This is a genomic window from Desulfobacter postgatei 2ac9, assembly GCF_000233695.2.
In the GTDB taxonomy this organism is placed as follows: Bacteria; Desulfobacterota; Desulfobacteria; order Desulfobacterales; family Desulfobacteraceae; genus Desulfobacter; species Desulfobacter postgatei.
Genome location: NZ_CM001488.1, coordinates 3,011,656 through 3,028,124, shown reverse-complemented (window position 1 = coordinate 3,028,124; position 16,469 = coordinate 3,011,656). Strand labels below are relative to the sequence as shown.

Below are 16,469 nucleotides of genomic sequence, written 5' to 3'. Positions count from 1 at the left end.
TGGAACTTCATGAAAAAAGTATGAAGGATGCCTCAAAACGGTGGGAACAGCTGGAGGATTTTTTCATACAGGATGGAAGAATCCTTGAAATAGGAAGCTCAACCGGCGCATTCCTTGAAAAATGTTCCCAAAAGTGTGAGTGTGTTTGCGTTGAACCCGATTCCACGAACAGGGCGTTTGTTTCACGTTTTAGTGTGGATCAATATGAATATTTGGAAGATATTCCTGATGGGGAAAAATTTGATCTTATCTGTTTGTTTCATGTGTTTGAGCATATAAGGGATCCGTTCGACTTTTTAAAGAAATGCAAGCCGTTATTAAATACAGGTGGCAGCATTATCATAGAAGTGCCGCATATTGAAGATCCTTTGCTATCAATTTATGATTTGGATGCCTATAAAGATTTTTATTTTCAACCCATGCATCATTATATTTATTCTGCAAATGGATTAAGATGCGTGTTTGAATCAGAGGGCTTTTATGAAAAAAAGATTATGTTTTATCAGCGATATGGTCTTGATAATCACTTGGCCTGGCTGAAAAAAGGAAAACCGGGTGGAGATTTAAAGTTTAAAAAGCTGTTTGGAAGTTGCAATGAATACTGCCGGGTATTGGAAAGGGCTCAAAAAACAGATACGATAATTTATATCGCAGGAAAAAATGGCAGGAATAATGAAGGGTAATAAAAAAATTCTGGCGATAATACCTGCACGGGGCGGGTCAAAAGGCGTTCCAAGAAAAAACATCAAAATGCTTGCCGGAAAGCCTCTCTTAGCTTGGACCATTGAAACGGCATTGTCGGTGCAATGTCTTGACAGGGTTATTCTTTCCACGGATGATAGGCAAATCTCTGAAATAGGCAAACAATACGGGGCTGATGTCCCTTTTTTAAGGCCTGAAAATATTGCTGCAGATGATACCCTGGATATGCCGGTGTATGAACATGCGTTAGCCTGGTTGAAAGACAATGAAAATTTTTGCCCGGATATAATTGTGTGGCTTAGGCCTACGGCACCATTAAGAATTGCTCAGGATATTAACCAAGCACTGGATATTTTGATCAAAAAAAAACCGGACTGGGTCCGTTCTGTTTGTGAGGTAGATCACCACCCTTATTGGATGTATAAACTCAATGACGGAAGGATGGAAGCCTTTGTTGCTGGAATACAAATCGAACATTACATGAGACGGCAATTACTTCCCCCGGCATACAGGCTTAATGGAGCAGTAGAGGTTACCTGGAGATCCACTATTCTTGAAAAAAAACTTTTATATTCCGGTGTGATTGAAGCATATATAATGCCCCCAGACAGAAGTATTGATATTGACAGTGAAATGGATTTCAGATTGGCGGAAACCTATATGAAATTGAAAGAAAATGAATAATTTTGTCAGAATTAAAGATTTTAAAATCGGAAAAAAACACCCGTGTTTTATCATTGCTGAAGCCGGGGTTAATCATAACGGGAATATCGATATTGCCCACAAGTTGATTGAATCAGCAAAGGCTGCCGGTGCTGATGCCGTTAAATTTCAATGTTTTAAAGCAGAGTCGCTTGTAACTCGGAATAGCGAAAAGGCTGATTATCAGCTTAAAACAACCTCTGGTGACGATTCTCAATTTTCCATGCTTAAACAGCTTGAGTTATCGGACCGGGAACAGGCGCAATTAAAAAAACATTGTGAAGATGAAGGAATATTGTATCTTTGTACACCATACGAGCAAAATAGTGCTGATCTGCTTGAAACTATCGGCGTGGATGCATATAAAATTGCATCCACGGATACCTCAAATATCCCGTTTCTTCGCTATCTGGCCAAAAAAAATATTCCGGTAATTTTATCGACGGGGATGTCGAACCTTGGAGATGTGGAAGAGTCTGTCGATGAACTGAAAAAAAATGGACTTGACGGAAAGATTATCATTCTACAATGTACCTCTGAATATCCTGCCCCGTTGGAGGATATTAACCTTCGAGCAATGAAAACAATGGAAATTGCATTTGGCTGTCCCGTTGGATTTTCAGATCATACGTCTGGGATTGGTGCAAGTCCCTGGGCTGTTGCAGCCGGTGCCTGTGTGATTGAGAAACATTTTACCCTTGACAGGTGTATGGAAGGTCCAGATCATAATGCGTCTCTTGAACCGCAAGAGATCGGTCAGATGGTCAGGACGATTCGAAATGTGGAATTGGCCCTTGGTGATGGTATCAAGAGAATCATGCCAAGTGAGCGTAAAAATAAATCAAAAATGCAAAAAAGCTTGGTTGCAACCCGTGACATATCTGCTGGCCGGATGATTAAACCGGAGGATGTAACCTGCAAACGACCGGGTACGGGTTTGCCGCCCAACTGGTTTGATAAGGTGATCGGAAAACAGGTGGTGAAGACGATTAAAAAAGATGATGTTTTAACGCTTGACGCAATAGCCTGGAAGTCGGAATAGTGCATAGTAAAATCCAATATTCTCAGGTTGATGCCTCTTTCACAGATAAACTGACCTCATTTTTTGAAAGTATTCATAGCAACGGCTGGGATAAATATTTTCATCCCCATCCGTTTAATAAAAAAAAAGCGCATGAGATTTGTCATTACAACGGCGGGGATCTTTATTTCATCCAAACAATGGAAAAAAAGATTTGCGGTTACGGAATGCTCAGGGGGTGGGATGAAGGATACAAAATCCCCAGTCTGGGGATTATTATTCATCCGGATTACAGGCGTAAAGGATTGGGGGAAAAGTTCATGGTGTTCCTCCATGAACGGGCTAGAAAAAAAGGTGCGAAAAAAATAAAATTGAAAGTATACCCTCAAAATTCAAGAGCAATTCATTTATATAGAAAATTAAATTATTCTTTTTTGGGAAAAGAAAAAGGGCAGTTGTTGGCTTTTGTGGAATTGTAGGGAATTATGATTTATATATCTTCAGCATGCTCTAAACAAATATTGATTGGTCCGGCGGTAAAAGAACTGGTTGATCAGGGGTTTAGAAATATTGAATTGACCGGTGGGACTGAATATTATGATGGCTGTGAATCGGAGCTTCTTGAACTTAAAAAAGGCTATAATCTTAACTTTTTAGTTCATAATTATTTCCCACCGCCGAAAGATCCTTTTATCTTGAATTTAGCCTCGCTTAACACGGATATTTATGAAGCAAGTTTAAATCATCTGAAAAAAGCTCTCAGGATGACCCGGTTGTTTGGAGGGAAACAATTTGGATTCCATGCCGGTTTTTTTATAGATCGCCCTGTTGATGAAATCGGCAGAAAATTCGGTAAATCGAATTTATATGATAAGGAAAAAGCATTAGAAAATTTTATAGATGCTTTTCATATTCTTAAAAATGAATTCCATGACATAAATTTGTATATTGAAAATAATTGTTATTCTGAATCAAATTATATGGTTTATGGAAATAATGCCCCGTTCATGCTTTTAACATTTCATGATTTTACTGAGCTGCGAAAAAGAATAGACTTCACTTTGCTTATGGATATAGGCCATTTGATGGTAAGTGCCAATACATTTCATCTTGATTTCAAGAAAGAATTTCAGGATATGTTTGAAGCTTCCGATTATATTCATATCAGTAACAATGACCGAAGACATGATCAAAATATCGGCCTGACGGATCAAAGTAAGTTGTTTAGAATTTTAAATAATTATCAATGGAAAAATAAAACGGTTACTCTGGAAATTTATGACGGCTTTAAGGCTTTAAACAATACCTATGAAATTGTATCCGCACTTAAATGGGAAAACGAGTGAGTATTGACCCATATTTTTACCAGCCCACTGAGGTAGACCTTCTTTTAAGTGATCCGTCCTTTGCAAAAAAAAAATTCAATTGGTCTTTGAATGTAGGATTTAAACAATTGGTTGGAATTATGATGGAATTTGATCTGGAAAAGGTTTCATTATGCAAAATCATTTTACTTATCTAAAAGAACGGATTGAAGATATCAGTGCTGGAGAAGACAAATCAATACGTGAGGTGTTAAAACAAATTGATAAAGGGGCACTTGGCATTGCCCTGCTTGTGGAACCGGATACCGGTATTTTCAAAAGTATTCTAACGGATGGAGATGTGAGAAGAGCATTAATTCGGGGAGTGGATCTTGATTCTGCCGTGTCAAATGTTACGCGTCCTAAATCCATAACAGCTTCGATTGAGACACCGCCTGAAAAACTTTCCAAACTGTTTGGAGAAGCTGTACGCATTATTCCCTTGCTTGATTCTAACAACAGGGTGGTCGATTTAGCACTTTTTGACACCCGGATTTATCTGCCGGTATCAGAGCCGAATTTGGGTGATAAAGAATTAAAATATGTCAGTGAGTGTATCCTTACAGGGTGGGTATCTTCCGCAGGAAAATATGTAACCCGTTTTGAACAAATGTTTGCTGAATTCTGCGGAACAGAATTCGGCATATCGTCAAGCAGTGGAACCACCGCCTTGCATCTTTCTTTGCTTGCACTGGGCATCGGGCCGGGGGATGAGGTTATCGTACCTTCTTTTACGTTTATTTCAACCGCTAATGCTGTAGTTTATACAGGTGCGACCCCTGTTTTTGTTGATAGCGAGTCGACTACATGGAATATTGACCCCCAAAAGATAGAACAAGCCATTACAAGCAGAACAAAAGCCATCATACCCGTTCACATTTATGGACATCCAGCGGAAATGTTTCCTATCCTTGAAATTGCCGATAAGTACAATCTTGCAGTTATCGAAGATGCGGCAGAGGCCCATGGCGCTCTATATGAAGGCAGGAAGACAGGATCATTAGGGGATATGGGAATTTTCAGCTTTTATGGAAACAAAATAATAACCACCGGTGAAGGCGGAATGGTGGTGACTGATAATAAAGAGCTGGCTGACAAGATTCGTATTCTAAGAGATCATGGCATGGACCCGCAAAAAAGATACCACCATTCAGTTCTTGGTTATAATTATCGTATGACTAATATCCAGGCGGCTTTGGGAGTCGGTCAAATGGAGCGTATTGATCAGATCATAGAACAAAAATGCACCAATGCTTTCTTTTATACTGAGGAACTTAAAAATATACCAGGCTTAACCCTTCCGCCGAATGCGAAATGGGCTAGAAATATTTACTGGCTTTATTCCATATTGGTTGATGAGAAAGAATTCGGGATATCTGCGGTTGAATTGGGGGAAAGATTAAAAATAAAATCCATAGAAACGCGGCCATTATTCCCCCCTATTCATCAGCAGCCTATTTATGATACAAAACAGATATTGCCTGTTTGTGAAAAAATATCAAAATCCGGGCTGAGTCTGCCTTCTTCAGCTAATATCAGGAAAAATGAGATTCACAGGATTGCCTGGGAGATAAAAAAAATTCAAAAGTCCATAGCTAATGATAGATGTGATACATTATTGTAGACGATTTATAAACTGCATCTTTTCGATCGTAATTTGATTAATTTGAAGCTTCAATTTTTAATTTTAACTGTTGATAGGCGGCTCTGGCTGCCTCCAACTGGTCTGTGGCCATGTAACAGTCGCCCATTTTTTTGAGTAGATTTATGTTGTCGGGCAGATGCAGAAAACAGTTTTCATAGGCGATGATTGCATCTTCATTTTGGCCACTGTCTCGGAGGCTGTCCCCTATGGTTTCCCAGTAAGCTGCAAATTTAGTATCCAGTTTGATTGCTTTGTTCAATGCCTTGATGGCGCCATTAAAATCACCAATGATAAACAGGGTGTCAATGGTGGCAGAATGAATCTCATGGTTATCGGGTGAGTATTCCATGGCTGATTTAAGGCTTTCAATGGCGTTTTGATACTCTTTTTGCGACAAGCACAGTTTGCCTTTGTATAGAAAAATATTGCTTGCCAGATCTGACGGAAGAGTGTCACACAAATTTTTCTGATCCATTGCATTCCGGTACCATTCGTTTATTAATTCAGCTGAATTCTGATAATTATCGGTATCAACATCTGATTTTATTTGTTTCAAGTCCTGTCTTAGGATGGTTTCCAGTTCTTTTTGAAGTTCGCTGTTGTCTGGATGATACCTGAGTCCTTTTTGTACCATGTATTTAACGCTTAATTCACGTCCCGGCTGGGTTTTAAAATACCGGGCAAACTTCAGGAAATCATCCCCCATCTCGTGTAAGTATGCGTCAATCTGACAGCTGAGCTTTGGATCGCATTCTATTGCTGTTTGAAAATAATGATCTGCTTTTTCAAGCATATTAGACTGAGCAACTGAACAGCCAAGATAAAAATGAACCTCACCGGATTCAGGCATTACCTTGCAAAGGTCTTCCAGCAGATAGGTGGCCAGATAATAATTTTTTGAGTTGATATAGAGACCGGCAAGTTTAAGTTTGTTTTGTTCGGTTTGGGAGCCTTTATTGATTTTTTCCAGATAGTTGCTTTCTTTTTGGTGAAATGATGCGACCATGTTTAAATTGTCTGAGAGGACTGTCAGAGTCTCTTTTCGGATTTTATTGATGCCGAGCAACCTGTTTAAATTTTTTATCAGCCATTCAATATATCTGTCGGGATCATTTTCGAGTATTGAGATATCCTGTTTTTGGCGTTGACTTTCTTTTAATCCTTCCATGGTTATCTCTTCTAAGATTTTCCAGACTTCCAGGGTATCATCCAGGTCTTTATGAAATTTATCAATTTTATTTATTCGTTTTTTTTGTGGCAGGGTAAGCATATCAAAAGATTTAAGAAACTTGCTATTTCTTTTCGCTTGTGTAAGTTCTTTTAATAAAGACCTTGCGATTTCATCCGAAGATTTAATGAATTTTTGTAATTTTTTTGTTTTGCTGAGTATTCTGTTGAACTCAACAAGCATTTTGTCAGAGGCGATTGGTATTGAAGCTGAATAAAACTCTTTGAGGCGTTGGGTTGTACTGATAAGTCTGTTGCAATGGTTATCCATGGCTTCCTGTAGTGTCAGAATTTTGGTACCTTCAATGTTTGCACCCCCTTCCGTTGCATTTATGTGGGTTTTATCGGATTTGGCAATGGCAGATTCAAAAAATTCTTTCATGCTTAAAAATGAACGGTTTGTTTGTAAAATTTCTCCGTTGATACCGGTAACAGTTTCTCCCTGGACATGATTTGTTATTATCTTTGTCGGGGCAGCCCCCTGAAGGACGGTTCCCTTTGCGTGGGAAGCAGAAGCAGAACCGGGATAAGCAAGATCCTGACCAATAAAGATGATTGGATCACACCCCAGCATGTGTGCGGCAATAAGGTTTAAGTGCGCTACAGTGCTGGCACCGCCGGTCAGGAGTTCTCCGCCAAGCAGTGAATTGAGCCACGCTTCGATCGGCTTGCCCGTAAATGTCCAGAAGATCTGTTCGGCCGGAAATACTTTAGGGGTTTTGGGGTTTACCCAGGATGAGCAGATCAGGGCAATATCTTTAACCTGTGGTATTACATCGGCAAATTTTTCAAACGTAAGGTTGTTCGGGTCAATACAAGTGAGAAAGTGGGGATGTACACCGTTTTTCAACAGAGCAGGTAAAACCGTATCAACGGCAATAATGACCGCTTTCTCCTGGGCCTGTTTAAGCAGATGGATATTTTTATCTAAAGACGGTCCCCCAGCAACCAGAATGGCAGGAACGCCATCAAATTTATTTTGTATATGTTCCAATAGCAGATGATGATGTATGGTGCAGATATGCTTGAAGCGGTTGGTTAGAAAATCTTTACCCAGTAGTCTTGTGGTTGTTCCGCCAATGTTAAGACTGTTGATATGGGCAAAAAGATCATCCTTAAGCCGGTTATATCCGTCCGGGTTAAAGCTGAACGAAGGCAGATGATGTAATATGTTTGAATCTTCAAGCTGCAAGGTTCTGGACGCTGCAGCCAGTGTTTCAGCAATATCCGCTTTTGCTCCGATGCCCAAAATAAGCCGATGGTCTTCCAGTATGGGAGAAAGATCAATATATCGAAGTGCCTGGATGAAAATTCCGGTCTCCAGTTCAAAAAGTGCCAGATTTTGAAGATGAGGTCGTTGTTTTAATATGTTGAGAGCCGAGTAAAAAAGACCCATGCCGAGGATGGCGACAAACCCTTTATGGTCTGCAGGAATTTTTTCGATAAAATCTGAACTTTCCTTTCCCGGATTCCCTTCATTGTGAAGAAGAATTGAATTTCCCCGGCCATTGGTGACTGTAAGATTGGGTTTGCCGTTAGGAGCAAAAGAAATTTCACCGAGAGCTTCTGTTTGATCTTCTGTAATTTGTTTCCATACTGACGGCTGATTCTTTTTTAGTAATTTAAGGTTTGACTCGTAGTAGTCGGTATATTCCTGATTCATTTTCATATCTCCAAAGGCCTGTTTTCCGAAATTTATGTATGATTTTTATATTCCGGGTTTGCCGGGCAGGCAAGCGCTTTAAATTTTTTTTAACTATACTCGATGATCCAGTTTTTTATAACGGACTGATATCATTGTATTTGTCAAAAAGGATAAATTTTGTGGCACGAGTAAATATTCGGGTTAGTAATAATTTTTTCTCCCATCTCAAAAAAAGCGGGACACTATCATAAAATATTGATACAAGAAGAAGCATGGTATCTTCTTGTCAAAAAATATCAGCAGTGTGCATGCATCAAATTGATGGTCAGACTATTGATCTGCAGGCTGATTCACAGCCATATATTTCAATCCCAGAGAGCGAATATCTGGAATTAAGAAACCAGGTGGGGTATTGGAAAGCCATGCACCAAAAAGCTCTTTTGCGGGAAGAAGGGCTCAAGCAAGAAATAAAAGAAAAAGATGGCCAAATCCGGGATCTGAAAAACCGATTATTTGGGAAAAAAACCGAAAAGAGACCTTCAAAAACAGAAAAAGCCAATCCAAAATCAAATGAAAACAAAAGGCCTCCTGGTCAACAACCTGGAAGTGAAGGTCACGGCCTGACAGAGCGTCCTGATCTTCCTGTAGTATACGAACAAGCTTGTTTTCCGCAAAATCCAGTATGCCCTTGTTGCGGGTTGCCCTATACACTTGATGGGAGTTCAGGACCTGAAACCCAAATTATTGAGGTTGACGTCAAAGCCTACACAAGGAGAATTGTCCGTCAGACAGGAACAAAAATATGCTCGTGCAAAGGGGTGCCTCAAACGATTACTGCGCCAATGCCTCCAAAGCTGATGCCCAAAAGCCCATACGGAATTTCAATCTGGGCAGACGTTTTGTTGAACAAATTTCGTTATTGCCAGCCGACCAATCGTCTTTTAAATCATTATGAGGAGCTTGGTTTACCCATTTCAGCCGGTACAATTTCAGGCGGCTTGAACAATCTCAAAGAATTATTTGAACCCATCTGCAACAGGCTTTACCTTCAACAAATGACCGAAGACAGATTCCATCAAGATGAAAGCAGCTGGAAGGTTTTTGAAGAAATTGAAGGTAAAATCGGAAATAAATGGTGGTTATGGGTCAGTCGTTCTGAATCCGTTGTCTATTTCCTGATTGCGCCGGGACGAGGTGCAGATATTCCGATATCATATTTTAAAAATACCCGGAAAGGTAAAATCATTGTTGTCTGCGACCGATACAGCGCCTATAAATCACTGGCTAACAAAATGCCTTTCATTATTCTGGCCTTTTGTTGGGCACACGTCCGCCGTGATTTCCTGGATGCAGCCAGGAAGTATCCGGAATTGGAAGAATGGGCGTTTTGCTGGATTGAGAAAATCGCACAGCTGTATCATATAAACAACCTTCGTTGTGCAGCCTTTGATAAAGCATTACCTGTGCAATGGCAGTCGGAATCATTCAAAAAGCGACATGAATCTGTGATTAACAAGATGAATGAAATGACGCAGGACCGAGATGCATTTATAGAATCACACAATCCCGATGACCCTAATTCCACCCTGTTATCCAATGCTAAATACAAAATTTTGAAAAGCCTGAAAAACCATTGGGACGGATTGAGTGTGTTTGTTGAACACCCGGAAGTCCCCATGGATAATAATAAAGGTGAAAATGCCATTCGGAATCCAGTAACAGGTCGTAGAAATTTTTATGGTTCAGCAAGTGTATGGAGCGCTCAACTGGCAGCAATGATGTTTTCACTTTTTAAAACCTTGGAGTTGTGGGGACTGAACTGTCACCACTGGTTAAATTCGTACCTTAATGCCTGCGCTCTAAACCATGGGAAAGCGCCTGAACAATTATCACGGTTTCTTCCCTGGGAAATGGATAAGGCCCGCCTGGAGAAATTGTCAAAACCGATAGATACCTCATGATCCGATACTGTGGCCGGGATTTTACCCGAACAGAAATAACACAGATCAAGGCTCTCATAAAAAACAATCCCCAGTTCAACCGAACGCGACTTTCAATAGAGGTGTGCCGGATTCTCCAATGGTTCAAACCGGATGGAAAAACCAAAGATATGTCGTGCCGTGTTGCTATGCTGAAGATGGAAAAGGATGGGGTGATATGCCTGCCGCCCTCTACTCAAAAAACAAAGCGTGACCGACGCATTAAATTAACGTCAGCTACGGATCCGCAAAGCCGGGTTGTCTGTCCGGTTCATCGTTTGCCGGAACTTAATTTGCAGATCGTTACCAAAGCGACATCTGGTTTGTGGAATGAATACATCGAAAGGTATCATTATCTTGGGCATAAGCCGTTGCCAGGTGCCCAACTTCGATATTTCATTACTGCCGGCGAACAGATCGTTGCCCTGGCAGGGTTCGGTGCAGCGGCATGGCAAACCGCACCAAGAGATCAGTTTATTGGATGGACTCATGATCAAAGAAAGGCAAATTTGCATTTGATTGTGAATAATGCCAGATTCCTTATTTTGCCATGGATTCAATCAAAAAATTTGGCATCCAAAGTTCTCTCATTAATCACACACCGACTCCCGGATGATTGGCACAACAAGTATAATATCCGGCCTGTCCTGCTTGAGACGTTTGTTCAAAAAGATCGTTTCGCAGGGACCTGTTATAAAGCCGCAAACTGGCAAATTGTTGGAGAAACTAAAGGGCGGGGTAAATTAGGTGCTAACCCAAAGAAAGGGACGGTGATTGTTCCCATCAAAGATGTTTGGGTTTATCCTCTGGACCAGAATTTTAGGACGTTACTCAAATCAACTTAAAAATGACTAACCCGAATATTTACTGGCACGATTTTTAAAATTCAATAATATCAATTTGTTATCGAATCGCCGTGGGAGATCTGGTTCCAAATCATGAAATTTAGCCTCCTATAGTTATGCGATTTGACGAAAAACTGGATCATCGAGTATAGATTACAGAAAAATCATTTTTTCTTCCAGTGCCTGATCACCATTTCATTAGATAGGGAACTGCTGCATTCAGAACTCACGGCGCCGGTTACAAGAAAAAAACGACATTATCCGGATCTGGCCGGATATTAAACGCATCTTTTCCGTGGCCCATTCAAAAGCAGAATATGACCGGCAGGTATCTTTTCTTGACAGCATTTTGGATGAAGTCGGAGAGGACGAAAATCACCCGCTGGCGTCTCTGGTCGAGACCATCGGCAGTTTGGTGGAAACGTATGAAACCGCCCACTTGCCGGAACATGAGGGAGCACCAGTTGACATCTTGAAGTGTTTAATGCAGGAACACGGTGTCAGGCAGGGAGATCTGCCGGAGATCGTCAGCCAAGGGCTTGTATCTGAAATTTTGAGCGGAAAGCGCAGGCTTAACACCCGGCAGGTGAAGGCACTAGGAAAACGGTTCGGGGTTTCGCCTGTGGTGTTTATTTGAGGAAGAGTTTACTGTCAACCTATTCGCTTTCCATTTGCTGTTTAATGGGATAACTATCTATAAATAAAACAGAAGAAGATTTATCAGCAATTTTTTTTAGAACTTGACAATATAATTTTAAGTAATTATTGTAATTACAATATTATTTTTTATAGTTCAGGAGATATTTATGGATAATAATCTACGAACAAGAGACGCCAAAATAGTTCCTATCGGCAATTCTAAAGGTATTCGCATTCCTAAAGTACTCCTTCAAAAATATGGTCTGAAACATACTCTTCTAATTGAAGAAACAGATAAAGGGCTGCTTCTTCGTAATAAAGAAGAATCTAAGCTTTCCTGGATAGAAACGTTTAAAGCCATGGCTGATGAAAAAGAAAAATGGGACGATTTTGACACAACGCTACTTGATGGCTTGGAAGACGAAAACTTTGAATATTAAAAGATATGAAATATATTTCGCTGACCTCAATACAACTATAGGTAGTGAAATACAAAAAATCCGCCCAGTTGTCATAGTAAGTCAGGATGAAATGAATAAATACCTGGAAACAATTGTTATTTGTCCATTAACATCAAAATTGCATCCACAATGGCGAACACGCCTTCAAATCAAATGTATGAACAAAAATGCTGAAATCGCTGTTGATCAAATTCGGGCTATCAGTAAACAACGATTAAAAACAAAGATTGATCAGTTACCCGACAATAAGGCCGCTCAGCTACGTAAGCTGATAACTGACATGTACGGAGAATAAAATTCTTTCTTCAGAATATCTCTTAGATCGACATTTTGTAAGATCTCTTTAATTTTTTCAGCAGTACAGGGCTTTTCAAATATAAGTTATCCGAACATCCGAAGGCGCCAGGGCCAGTGCCTGCATTTACAGCCTAATCGAAACCGCCAAGGCCAATGGACTTGAACCTTATTGGTACCTCAAATTTCTTTTTGAAAATTTACCGAAAACCATGACGGAATACGAATTTAAAGCTTTGATGCCACAAAACGTGGATAAAAACTTGCTGGAAAACTATACAACACCCCGATATGATCAACGACAATTATTTTTTCCCCTCAACGACAATTAAAATTCCCGTTCCCCATTCTTTATAACCTGTTTATTTTGTATTTGTTTTCCATTATTCCCTTGCTATTTTTTGTAACATTGATAATATCCCCCACCCCAGCCCGGAGGATAGGGCAACTGCTGGGAAGCACCCCGAGCGCCGTGACTGGTGACGAAGACATGGGGGGCAGTATGCACTTTACTGTATGCTGTCCTTCCCCCATGTTTTTGTCTTTAATGCGTAAAATCCTCGCGCCATAGCGCGAAACAAATACTCCGTAGGGCCGCCGGAGGCATTGGGCCTTTCTTCATTTTTCTGGTTGGTACTTAAAACCCGCTTCAATCAGTATATATTCCAAAACTATCCCAACCTCACCTCTTCTTTTGAGTTCATGAAGCATCCACTGCTGGATTCGTGCATTTACAGGAACCCGCTTTAGATGTGTCGGCAATTTGGGTTTTGGTTTTCCTCTATATCCACCACGCATACCGTCTCCTTTGAAAAACACCCGAAAGCTCTGCTATGAAAGAACCATAGATAAATGTATTACGCTTTACAAAAAATACAGGTGATTTTCGCATAAAAAAAATGACTATTTATTATCCGCCTATTTTTAAACGGGATTGTTATAAACTCCGGTTCTGCCATGTGTTAAGCCATGGCGTGACAAGATACGCCCAATAGTGCTTAAAGAAGGTAATGGCTGGACATTCTCATCTTCCATGTCCTCCCTGATAACACGGGCACCACAATGAAGCCCATTATTGTATAAATGTAGCCGTATCATTTTGACAATTTCTACGATCTCTTCCCGGGTATACGGAGTATTCATTTCATGCACTAACATGATTCTGCCTCCTTTTTGGCCTGCTCCATACGATAGCTTTCAACATTCAATTCGAAGATAATGCTGTGGTGAACAAGCCGGTCAATAGCCGCAGCAGTTGTCATAGGGTCCTTAAAAATCTGTTCCCATTTAGAAAAGGGAAGATTGCTGGTGATCATCAGGCTGCCTTGTTCATACCGATCTGCCAGGAAGGTGAACAGAACTTCCATCTCTTCCCGGCTTTGCTGGACATATCCGATATCATCGATAATCACGGCATCAAATCTGGAAAGACTTTTGAGCTTTTTTGTCAACTCAAGTTCCCTTTTGGCGATCAGCAGATCCTGGACAAGATGGCTGCATGGGATGAAAAGGACCTGTTTTCCTTGTGCAATCAATTCATGACCAATGGCACATAACAGATGGGTTTTCCCGCTTCCAGGATTTCCAAAGGCCAAAATGTTTTCAGATTGATTTAAAAAAGAGCCGTCGATCAGTACATTCAAATGATTAGCGACCTTTATGGGAAGACGCTTTTTATCAAAATTCTCAAAGGTTTTCGAGGGTGGCAGCCTGGATGCCCTCAGGTTCCGTGCTATCCGGTTTTGCCAGCGCCCTTCACATTCAAGATTCAGCAACTGCAAAAGATAGTGCTCATACCCCCATGACTCAGCCCGGGCCTGATCTGCCATTTCTTCATAGCTGCGGCGCATGGTCGGCATGTGCAGACTTTTAAGATGGTTTCCAATCTGGTCTCTGTCGCTCATCATGCCTCCACCATTTTGAGAAGTTGGTCATAACTGCTTAAATCAATGGCCGGGATATGGATATCATCCGGCCCGGCAACAGGGGCATTAGATTTCATAAGCCGCTGGACCGCATCTTTGCTGATCTCATGGCCTTCATTAATTAAAATCGTCAAGGCATTGTCTACAGCCACTTCACTGTCTTTTGCGGCAAGGTATAGAATCTTCAGATATCTTGACGCAGCGCTTTGAACGGTATAGCGCTCTTTTAAGTAATCATACGCGATCCGAAAACGGCTGGTGGGGAACATGTCATTACGATATCGATAATTTTCAAACGCCCCCGGTTTTCTGACCAAACTGTCAATGATATGCCGGTAATTGATTTTGTACTTCCCTTCCCCCCGTAACCGTGGCAAGGTATCGACCTTTTTTTGCCCGTACCAGATTTCCAGGTATTCCATGTAAAGGCGGACCTGTATTTTTTCTCCTATAAGCCTGCTGTTCACTGAGTATACGTTGTGATTAACTCGTATGGTACAGCCGGGACCGACTTTGAGATCCAGTTTTTTACATGAGTCGATTCGGGTTTTGGGTAGCCGATGCAAAATTTCAAGTTCTTTTGATAGGCGGTCTTTTCGCCCGGCATTCAGTTGGCAAAACAGTTTGGACAGAAAACACTCATATTCCTCCCGGTCTTTAAAATTCCGGTGGCCTTTTAACAGAAGGGACTGGTCAACAGCCTTTTTAAATCGATAATTGCGCTGCTCCACATCACCATTTTCATTGGGACTGGATGGGTTCGTTTTGCAAGGTGTCAGACCGTAATGGTCCATAAGATCCTGATACCTGCGGGTGAACTCTTCCGGATGGGTCTCCTTGTTAACAGCCGTCGCCAAACAATCTGTACGGTGACGATGGGGAACACCGCCCAGGTTCCATAAGGCATTTTGCAGGCCATGGCTCAGGCTTTCAAAACTTTCAGAAAAACATATGCTCCCGGTTTCCCAGTTAGAAAAGGTTAAAACAAAATGATAGATCATGTGATCAAAGGGAACGCCGCCTATGGTGACACCCAGCTTATCCATATGCGTGAAGTCAGACTGGCATAGTTCGCCTGGTTTATGTATTTGTGCAAAGAATATTTCTTTGCCTGGACCTTCTGTGGCCGCCAATGCTTGATCCGTCGCTGCAGGGTCCTTAATTGACCATCGGCAAATCGGCCGGGCTGTTTGCGCTGCATATCCTCAAAAATGGTTTTGGCTTCCAACCCCGGATTTATTGATAACATTTCTTTGATACTATCCCATGCCTCTTCAAACGGATCTTTACGTGTACGCCAGTCGTGCTCCTGTTGAAGCTCGCTTGGTAATTTACCAATTTCACGGTACTTTCGAGCCGTCTTCTCATCCATACCTGCTTTCATTGCTGCGATCCCGAAATCCTTCTCAGATTGAATCAACTTGAACAACCTCCTCACTTGTTGGTTTGTTACCATCCAAATCACTCCTTCAGTAAAATTTGGATGCTTTTACCATTTTTTTGATTCTTTAAATTTCGGGAATTTTAATTGTCGTTCGGCGGGAATTATAATTGACGCTGATCACATGTTGAGAGACTAAGATATACTCTTGAAGTGTCGGGATTTTTCTGTAATGAAAAAACTTTTTCGTCCTGTCAAATAGCTCTGTTGAATCTGAAAGAATTTCCATTATGACAACTGGGTTTGTCAGGGTGTCAAACTCATTATCTTCAAACTCTGCATCACCACAAGTAATAACAATGTCCGGGTACACATAGCCGTTTTCAATTTTTACACGCATGTCATTGGAGAACGCTTCGCAACGGAAATTATCTGCTTTGAATTTAATCCCTAATTCCCTAGCAAGATTCATATTGATACGGTTGTGGTGCCTGCTTGCCCCAACCATAGCGAAGATTTCACCAGCATAAAATTCATGTCTGATATCCAGCGAAGCTCTTTCAAGGGCAAGATACTCCCCCGGTGTCATTATGTTTTTTTCCTGCGGTTCTGTGCTCATGTTTCCTTCTCCTTACAGGG

At 41.0% G+C, this 16,469-nt stretch carries 16 protein-coding genes and 2 pseudogenes; 13 read left to right on the top strand and 5 right to left on the bottom strand.

Translation table 11 applies throughout. The features are described from left to right. The first annotated feature begins 20 nt into the window (after window positions 1-20). From DESPODRAFT_RS13965 to DESPODRAFT_RS13935, 7 genes are read left to right on the top strand one after another with little or no spacing between them, the layout of a single operon-like run. Window positions 21-683 carry a class I SAM-dependent methyltransferase gene (locus tag DESPODRAFT_RS13965; RefSeq protein WP_245531922.1) on the top strand — a complete coding sequence of 221 codons (663 nt, stop codon included), beginning with the start codon at window positions 21-23 and terminating at the stop codon, window positions 681-683. After that, the gene (locus DESPODRAFT_RS13960; protein WP_004074259.1) at window positions 661-1,386 is read left to right on the top strand and encodes an acylneuraminate cytidylyltransferase family protein; all 726 of its coding nucleotides are present in this window, start codon (window positions 661-663) and stop codon (window positions 1,384-1,386) included. Before DESPODRAFT_RS13965 ends, DESPODRAFT_RS13960 begins: the two co-directional genes overlap by 23 nt. Then, a complete protein-coding gene (neuB, locus tag DESPODRAFT_RS13955) occupies window positions 1,379-2,446 on the top strand; it encodes an N-acetylneuraminate synthase (RefSeq protein ID WP_004074258.1) in 1,068 nt (355 codons plus the stop codon). Before DESPODRAFT_RS13960 ends, neuB begins: the two co-directional genes overlap by 8 nt. After that, entirely contained in the window at window positions 2,446-2,904 is a 459-nt protein-coding gene (locus DESPODRAFT_RS13950; RefSeq protein WP_004074257.1) for a GNAT family N-acetyltransferase, read from the top strand. Before neuB ends, DESPODRAFT_RS13950 begins: the two co-directional genes overlap by 1 nt. A 6-nt stretch (window positions 2,905-2,910) precedes the next feature. Further along, window positions 2,911-3,771, top strand: coding sequence for a TIM barrel protein (locus DESPODRAFT_RS13945; RefSeq protein WP_004074256.1), 861 nt, complete (start codon window positions 2,911-2,913; stop codon window positions 3,769-3,771). Next, on the top strand, window positions 3,756-3,947 hold the full coding sequence (locus tag DESPODRAFT_RS21605) for a GDP-mannose 4,6-dehydratase (RefSeq protein WP_337833557.1): 192 nt from the start codon (window positions 3,756-3,758) through the stop codon (window positions 3,945-3,947). The genes DESPODRAFT_RS13945 and DESPODRAFT_RS21605 overlap by 16 nt, the downstream gene beginning before the upstream one ends. Then, on the top strand, window positions 3,923-5,413 hold the full coding sequence (locus tag DESPODRAFT_RS13935) for an aminotransferase class I/II-fold pyridoxal phosphate-dependent enzyme (protein ID WP_004074255.1): 1,491 nt from the start codon (window positions 3,923-3,925) through the stop codon (window positions 5,411-5,413). The genes DESPODRAFT_RS21605 and DESPODRAFT_RS13935 overlap by 25 nt, the downstream gene beginning before the upstream one ends. 37 nt (window positions 5,414-5,450) lie before the next feature. On the opposite strand, the gene DESPODRAFT_RS13930 is transcribed toward DESPODRAFT_RS13935, so the two are convergent. Further along, window positions 5,451-8,324, bottom strand: coding sequence for a 6-hydroxymethylpterin diphosphokinase MptE-like protein (locus tag DESPODRAFT_RS13930; protein ID WP_004074254.1), 2,874 nt, complete (start codon window positions 8,322-8,324; stop codon window positions 5,451-5,453). A gap of 290 nt (window positions 8,325-8,614) precedes the next feature. On the opposite strand from DESPODRAFT_RS13930, the gene tnpC reads away from it, so the two are divergent. From tnpC to DESPODRAFT_RS19550, 6 genes and pseudogenes are all read left to right on the top strand, one after another. After that, entirely contained in the window at window positions 8,615-10,267 is a 1,653-nt protein-coding gene (gene tnpC, locus DESPODRAFT_RS13925; protein WP_004074253.1) for an IS66 family transposase, read from the top strand. Beyond that, entirely contained in the window at window positions 10,264-11,130 is an 867-nt protein-coding gene (locus DESPODRAFT_RS13920; RefSeq protein ID WP_004072428.1) for a DUF4338 domain-containing protein, read from the top strand. The genes tnpC and DESPODRAFT_RS13920 overlap by 4 nt, the downstream gene beginning before the upstream one ends. Before the next feature lie 295 nt (window positions 11,131-11,425). Next, entirely contained in the window at window positions 11,426-11,767 is a 342-nt protein-coding gene (locus tag DESPODRAFT_RS13915; protein WP_004074252.1) for a helix-turn-helix domain-containing protein, read from the top strand. A 169-nt stretch (window positions 11,768-11,936) separates the two neighbouring features. Next, on the top strand, window positions 11,937-12,209 hold the full coding sequence (locus tag DESPODRAFT_RS13910; protein ID WP_004074251.1) for an AbrB/MazE/SpoVT family DNA-binding domain-containing protein: 273 nt from the start codon (window positions 11,937-11,939) through the stop codon (window positions 12,207-12,209). Then, the gene (locus tag DESPODRAFT_RS13905) at window positions 12,199-12,525 is read left to right on the top strand and encodes a type II toxin-antitoxin system PemK/MazF family toxin (RefSeq protein ID WP_040015992.1); all 327 of its coding nucleotides are present in this window, start codon (window positions 12,199-12,201) and stop codon (window positions 12,523-12,525) included. Before DESPODRAFT_RS13910 ends, DESPODRAFT_RS13905 begins: the two co-directional genes overlap by 11 nt. Before the next feature lie 94 nt (window positions 12,526-12,619). Then, window positions 12,620-12,856, top strand: a pseudogene (locus DESPODRAFT_RS19550) (transposase domain-containing protein); the annotation flags it as partial. 286 nt (window positions 12,857-13,142) lie between these two features. On the opposite strand, the gene DESPODRAFT_RS13900 reads toward DESPODRAFT_RS19550, so the two are convergent. The 4 genes and pseudogenes from DESPODRAFT_RS13900 to DESPODRAFT_RS13880 all read right to left on the bottom strand — a co-directional run bounded on the left by DESPODRAFT_RS13900 (window position 13,143) and on the right by DESPODRAFT_RS13880 (window position 16,449). After that, complete coding sequence (locus tag DESPODRAFT_RS13900) at window positions 13,143-13,322, bottom strand: hypothetical protein (RefSeq protein WP_004072081.1); 180 nt, start codon at window positions 13,320-13,322, stop codon at window positions 13,143-13,145. A 353-nt stretch (window positions 13,323-13,675) separates the two neighbouring features. Continuing rightward, complete coding sequence (gene istB, locus DESPODRAFT_RS13890) at window positions 13,676-14,431, bottom strand: IS21-like element helper ATPase IstB (protein ID WP_040015991.1); 756 nt, start codon at window positions 14,429-14,431, stop codon at window positions 13,676-13,678. Then, window positions 14,428-15,866, bottom strand: a pseudogene (gene istA, locus DESPODRAFT_RS13885) (IS21 family transposase). The gene istB and the pseudogene istA overlap by 4 nt, the downstream one beginning before the upstream one ends. A 91-nt stretch (window positions 15,867-15,957) precedes the next feature. Beyond that, on the bottom strand, window positions 15,958-16,449 hold the full coding sequence (locus tag DESPODRAFT_RS13880; RefSeq protein WP_004074248.1) for a Uma2 family endonuclease: 492 nt from the start codon (window positions 16,447-16,449) through the stop codon (window positions 15,958-15,960). Between the last annotated feature and the right edge of the window lie 20 nt (window positions 16,450-16,469).

Coding starts and splice junctions, on each gene's coding strand:
- DESPODRAFT_RS13920 (WP_004072428.1), top strand. CDS start 10,264: ATGATCCGATACTGTGGCCGGGATTTTACCCGAACAGAAATAACACAG.
- DESPODRAFT_RS13945 (WP_004074256.1), top strand. CDS start 2,911: ATGATTTATATATCTTCAGCATGCTCTAAACAAATATTGATTGGTCCG.
- istB (WP_040015991.1), bottom strand. CDS start 14,431: ATGATGAGCGACAGAGACCAGATTGGAAACCATCTTAAAAGTCTGCAC.
- DESPODRAFT_RS13910 (WP_004074251.1), top strand. CDS start 11,937: ATGGATAATAATCTACGAACAAGAGACGCCAAAATAGTTCCTATCGGC.
- DESPODRAFT_RS13960 (WP_004074259.1), top strand. CDS start 661: ATGGCAGGAATAATGAAGGGTAATAAAAAAATTCTGGCGATAATACCT.
- DESPODRAFT_RS13900 (WP_004072081.1), bottom strand. CDS start 13,322: ATGCGTGGTGGATATAGAGGAAAACCAAAACCCAAATTGCCGACACAT.
- tnpC (WP_004074253.1), top strand. CDS start 8,615: ATGCATCAAATTGATGGTCAGACTATTGATCTGCAGGCTGATTCACAG.
- DESPODRAFT_RS13965 (WP_245531922.1), top strand. CDS start 21: ATGAAGGATGCCTCAAAACGGTGGGAACAGCTGGAGGATTTTTTCATA.
- neuB (WP_004074258.1), top strand. CDS start 1,379: ATGAATAATTTTGTCAGAATTAAAGATTTTAAAATCGGAAAAAAACAC.
- DESPODRAFT_RS13930 (WP_004074254.1), bottom strand. CDS start 8,324: ATGAATCAGGAATATACCGACTACTACGAGTCAAACCTTAAATTACTA.
- DESPODRAFT_RS13935 (WP_004074255.1), top strand. CDS start 3,923: ATGCAAAATCATTTTACTTATCTAAAAGAACGGATTGAAGATATCAGT.
- DESPODRAFT_RS13880 (WP_004074248.1), bottom strand. CDS start 16,449: ATGAGCACAGAACCGCAGGAAAAAAACATAATGACACCGGGGGAGTAT.
- DESPODRAFT_RS21605 (WP_337833557.1), top strand. CDS start 3,756: ATGGGAAAACGAGTGAGTATTGACCCATATTTTTACCAGCCCACTGAG.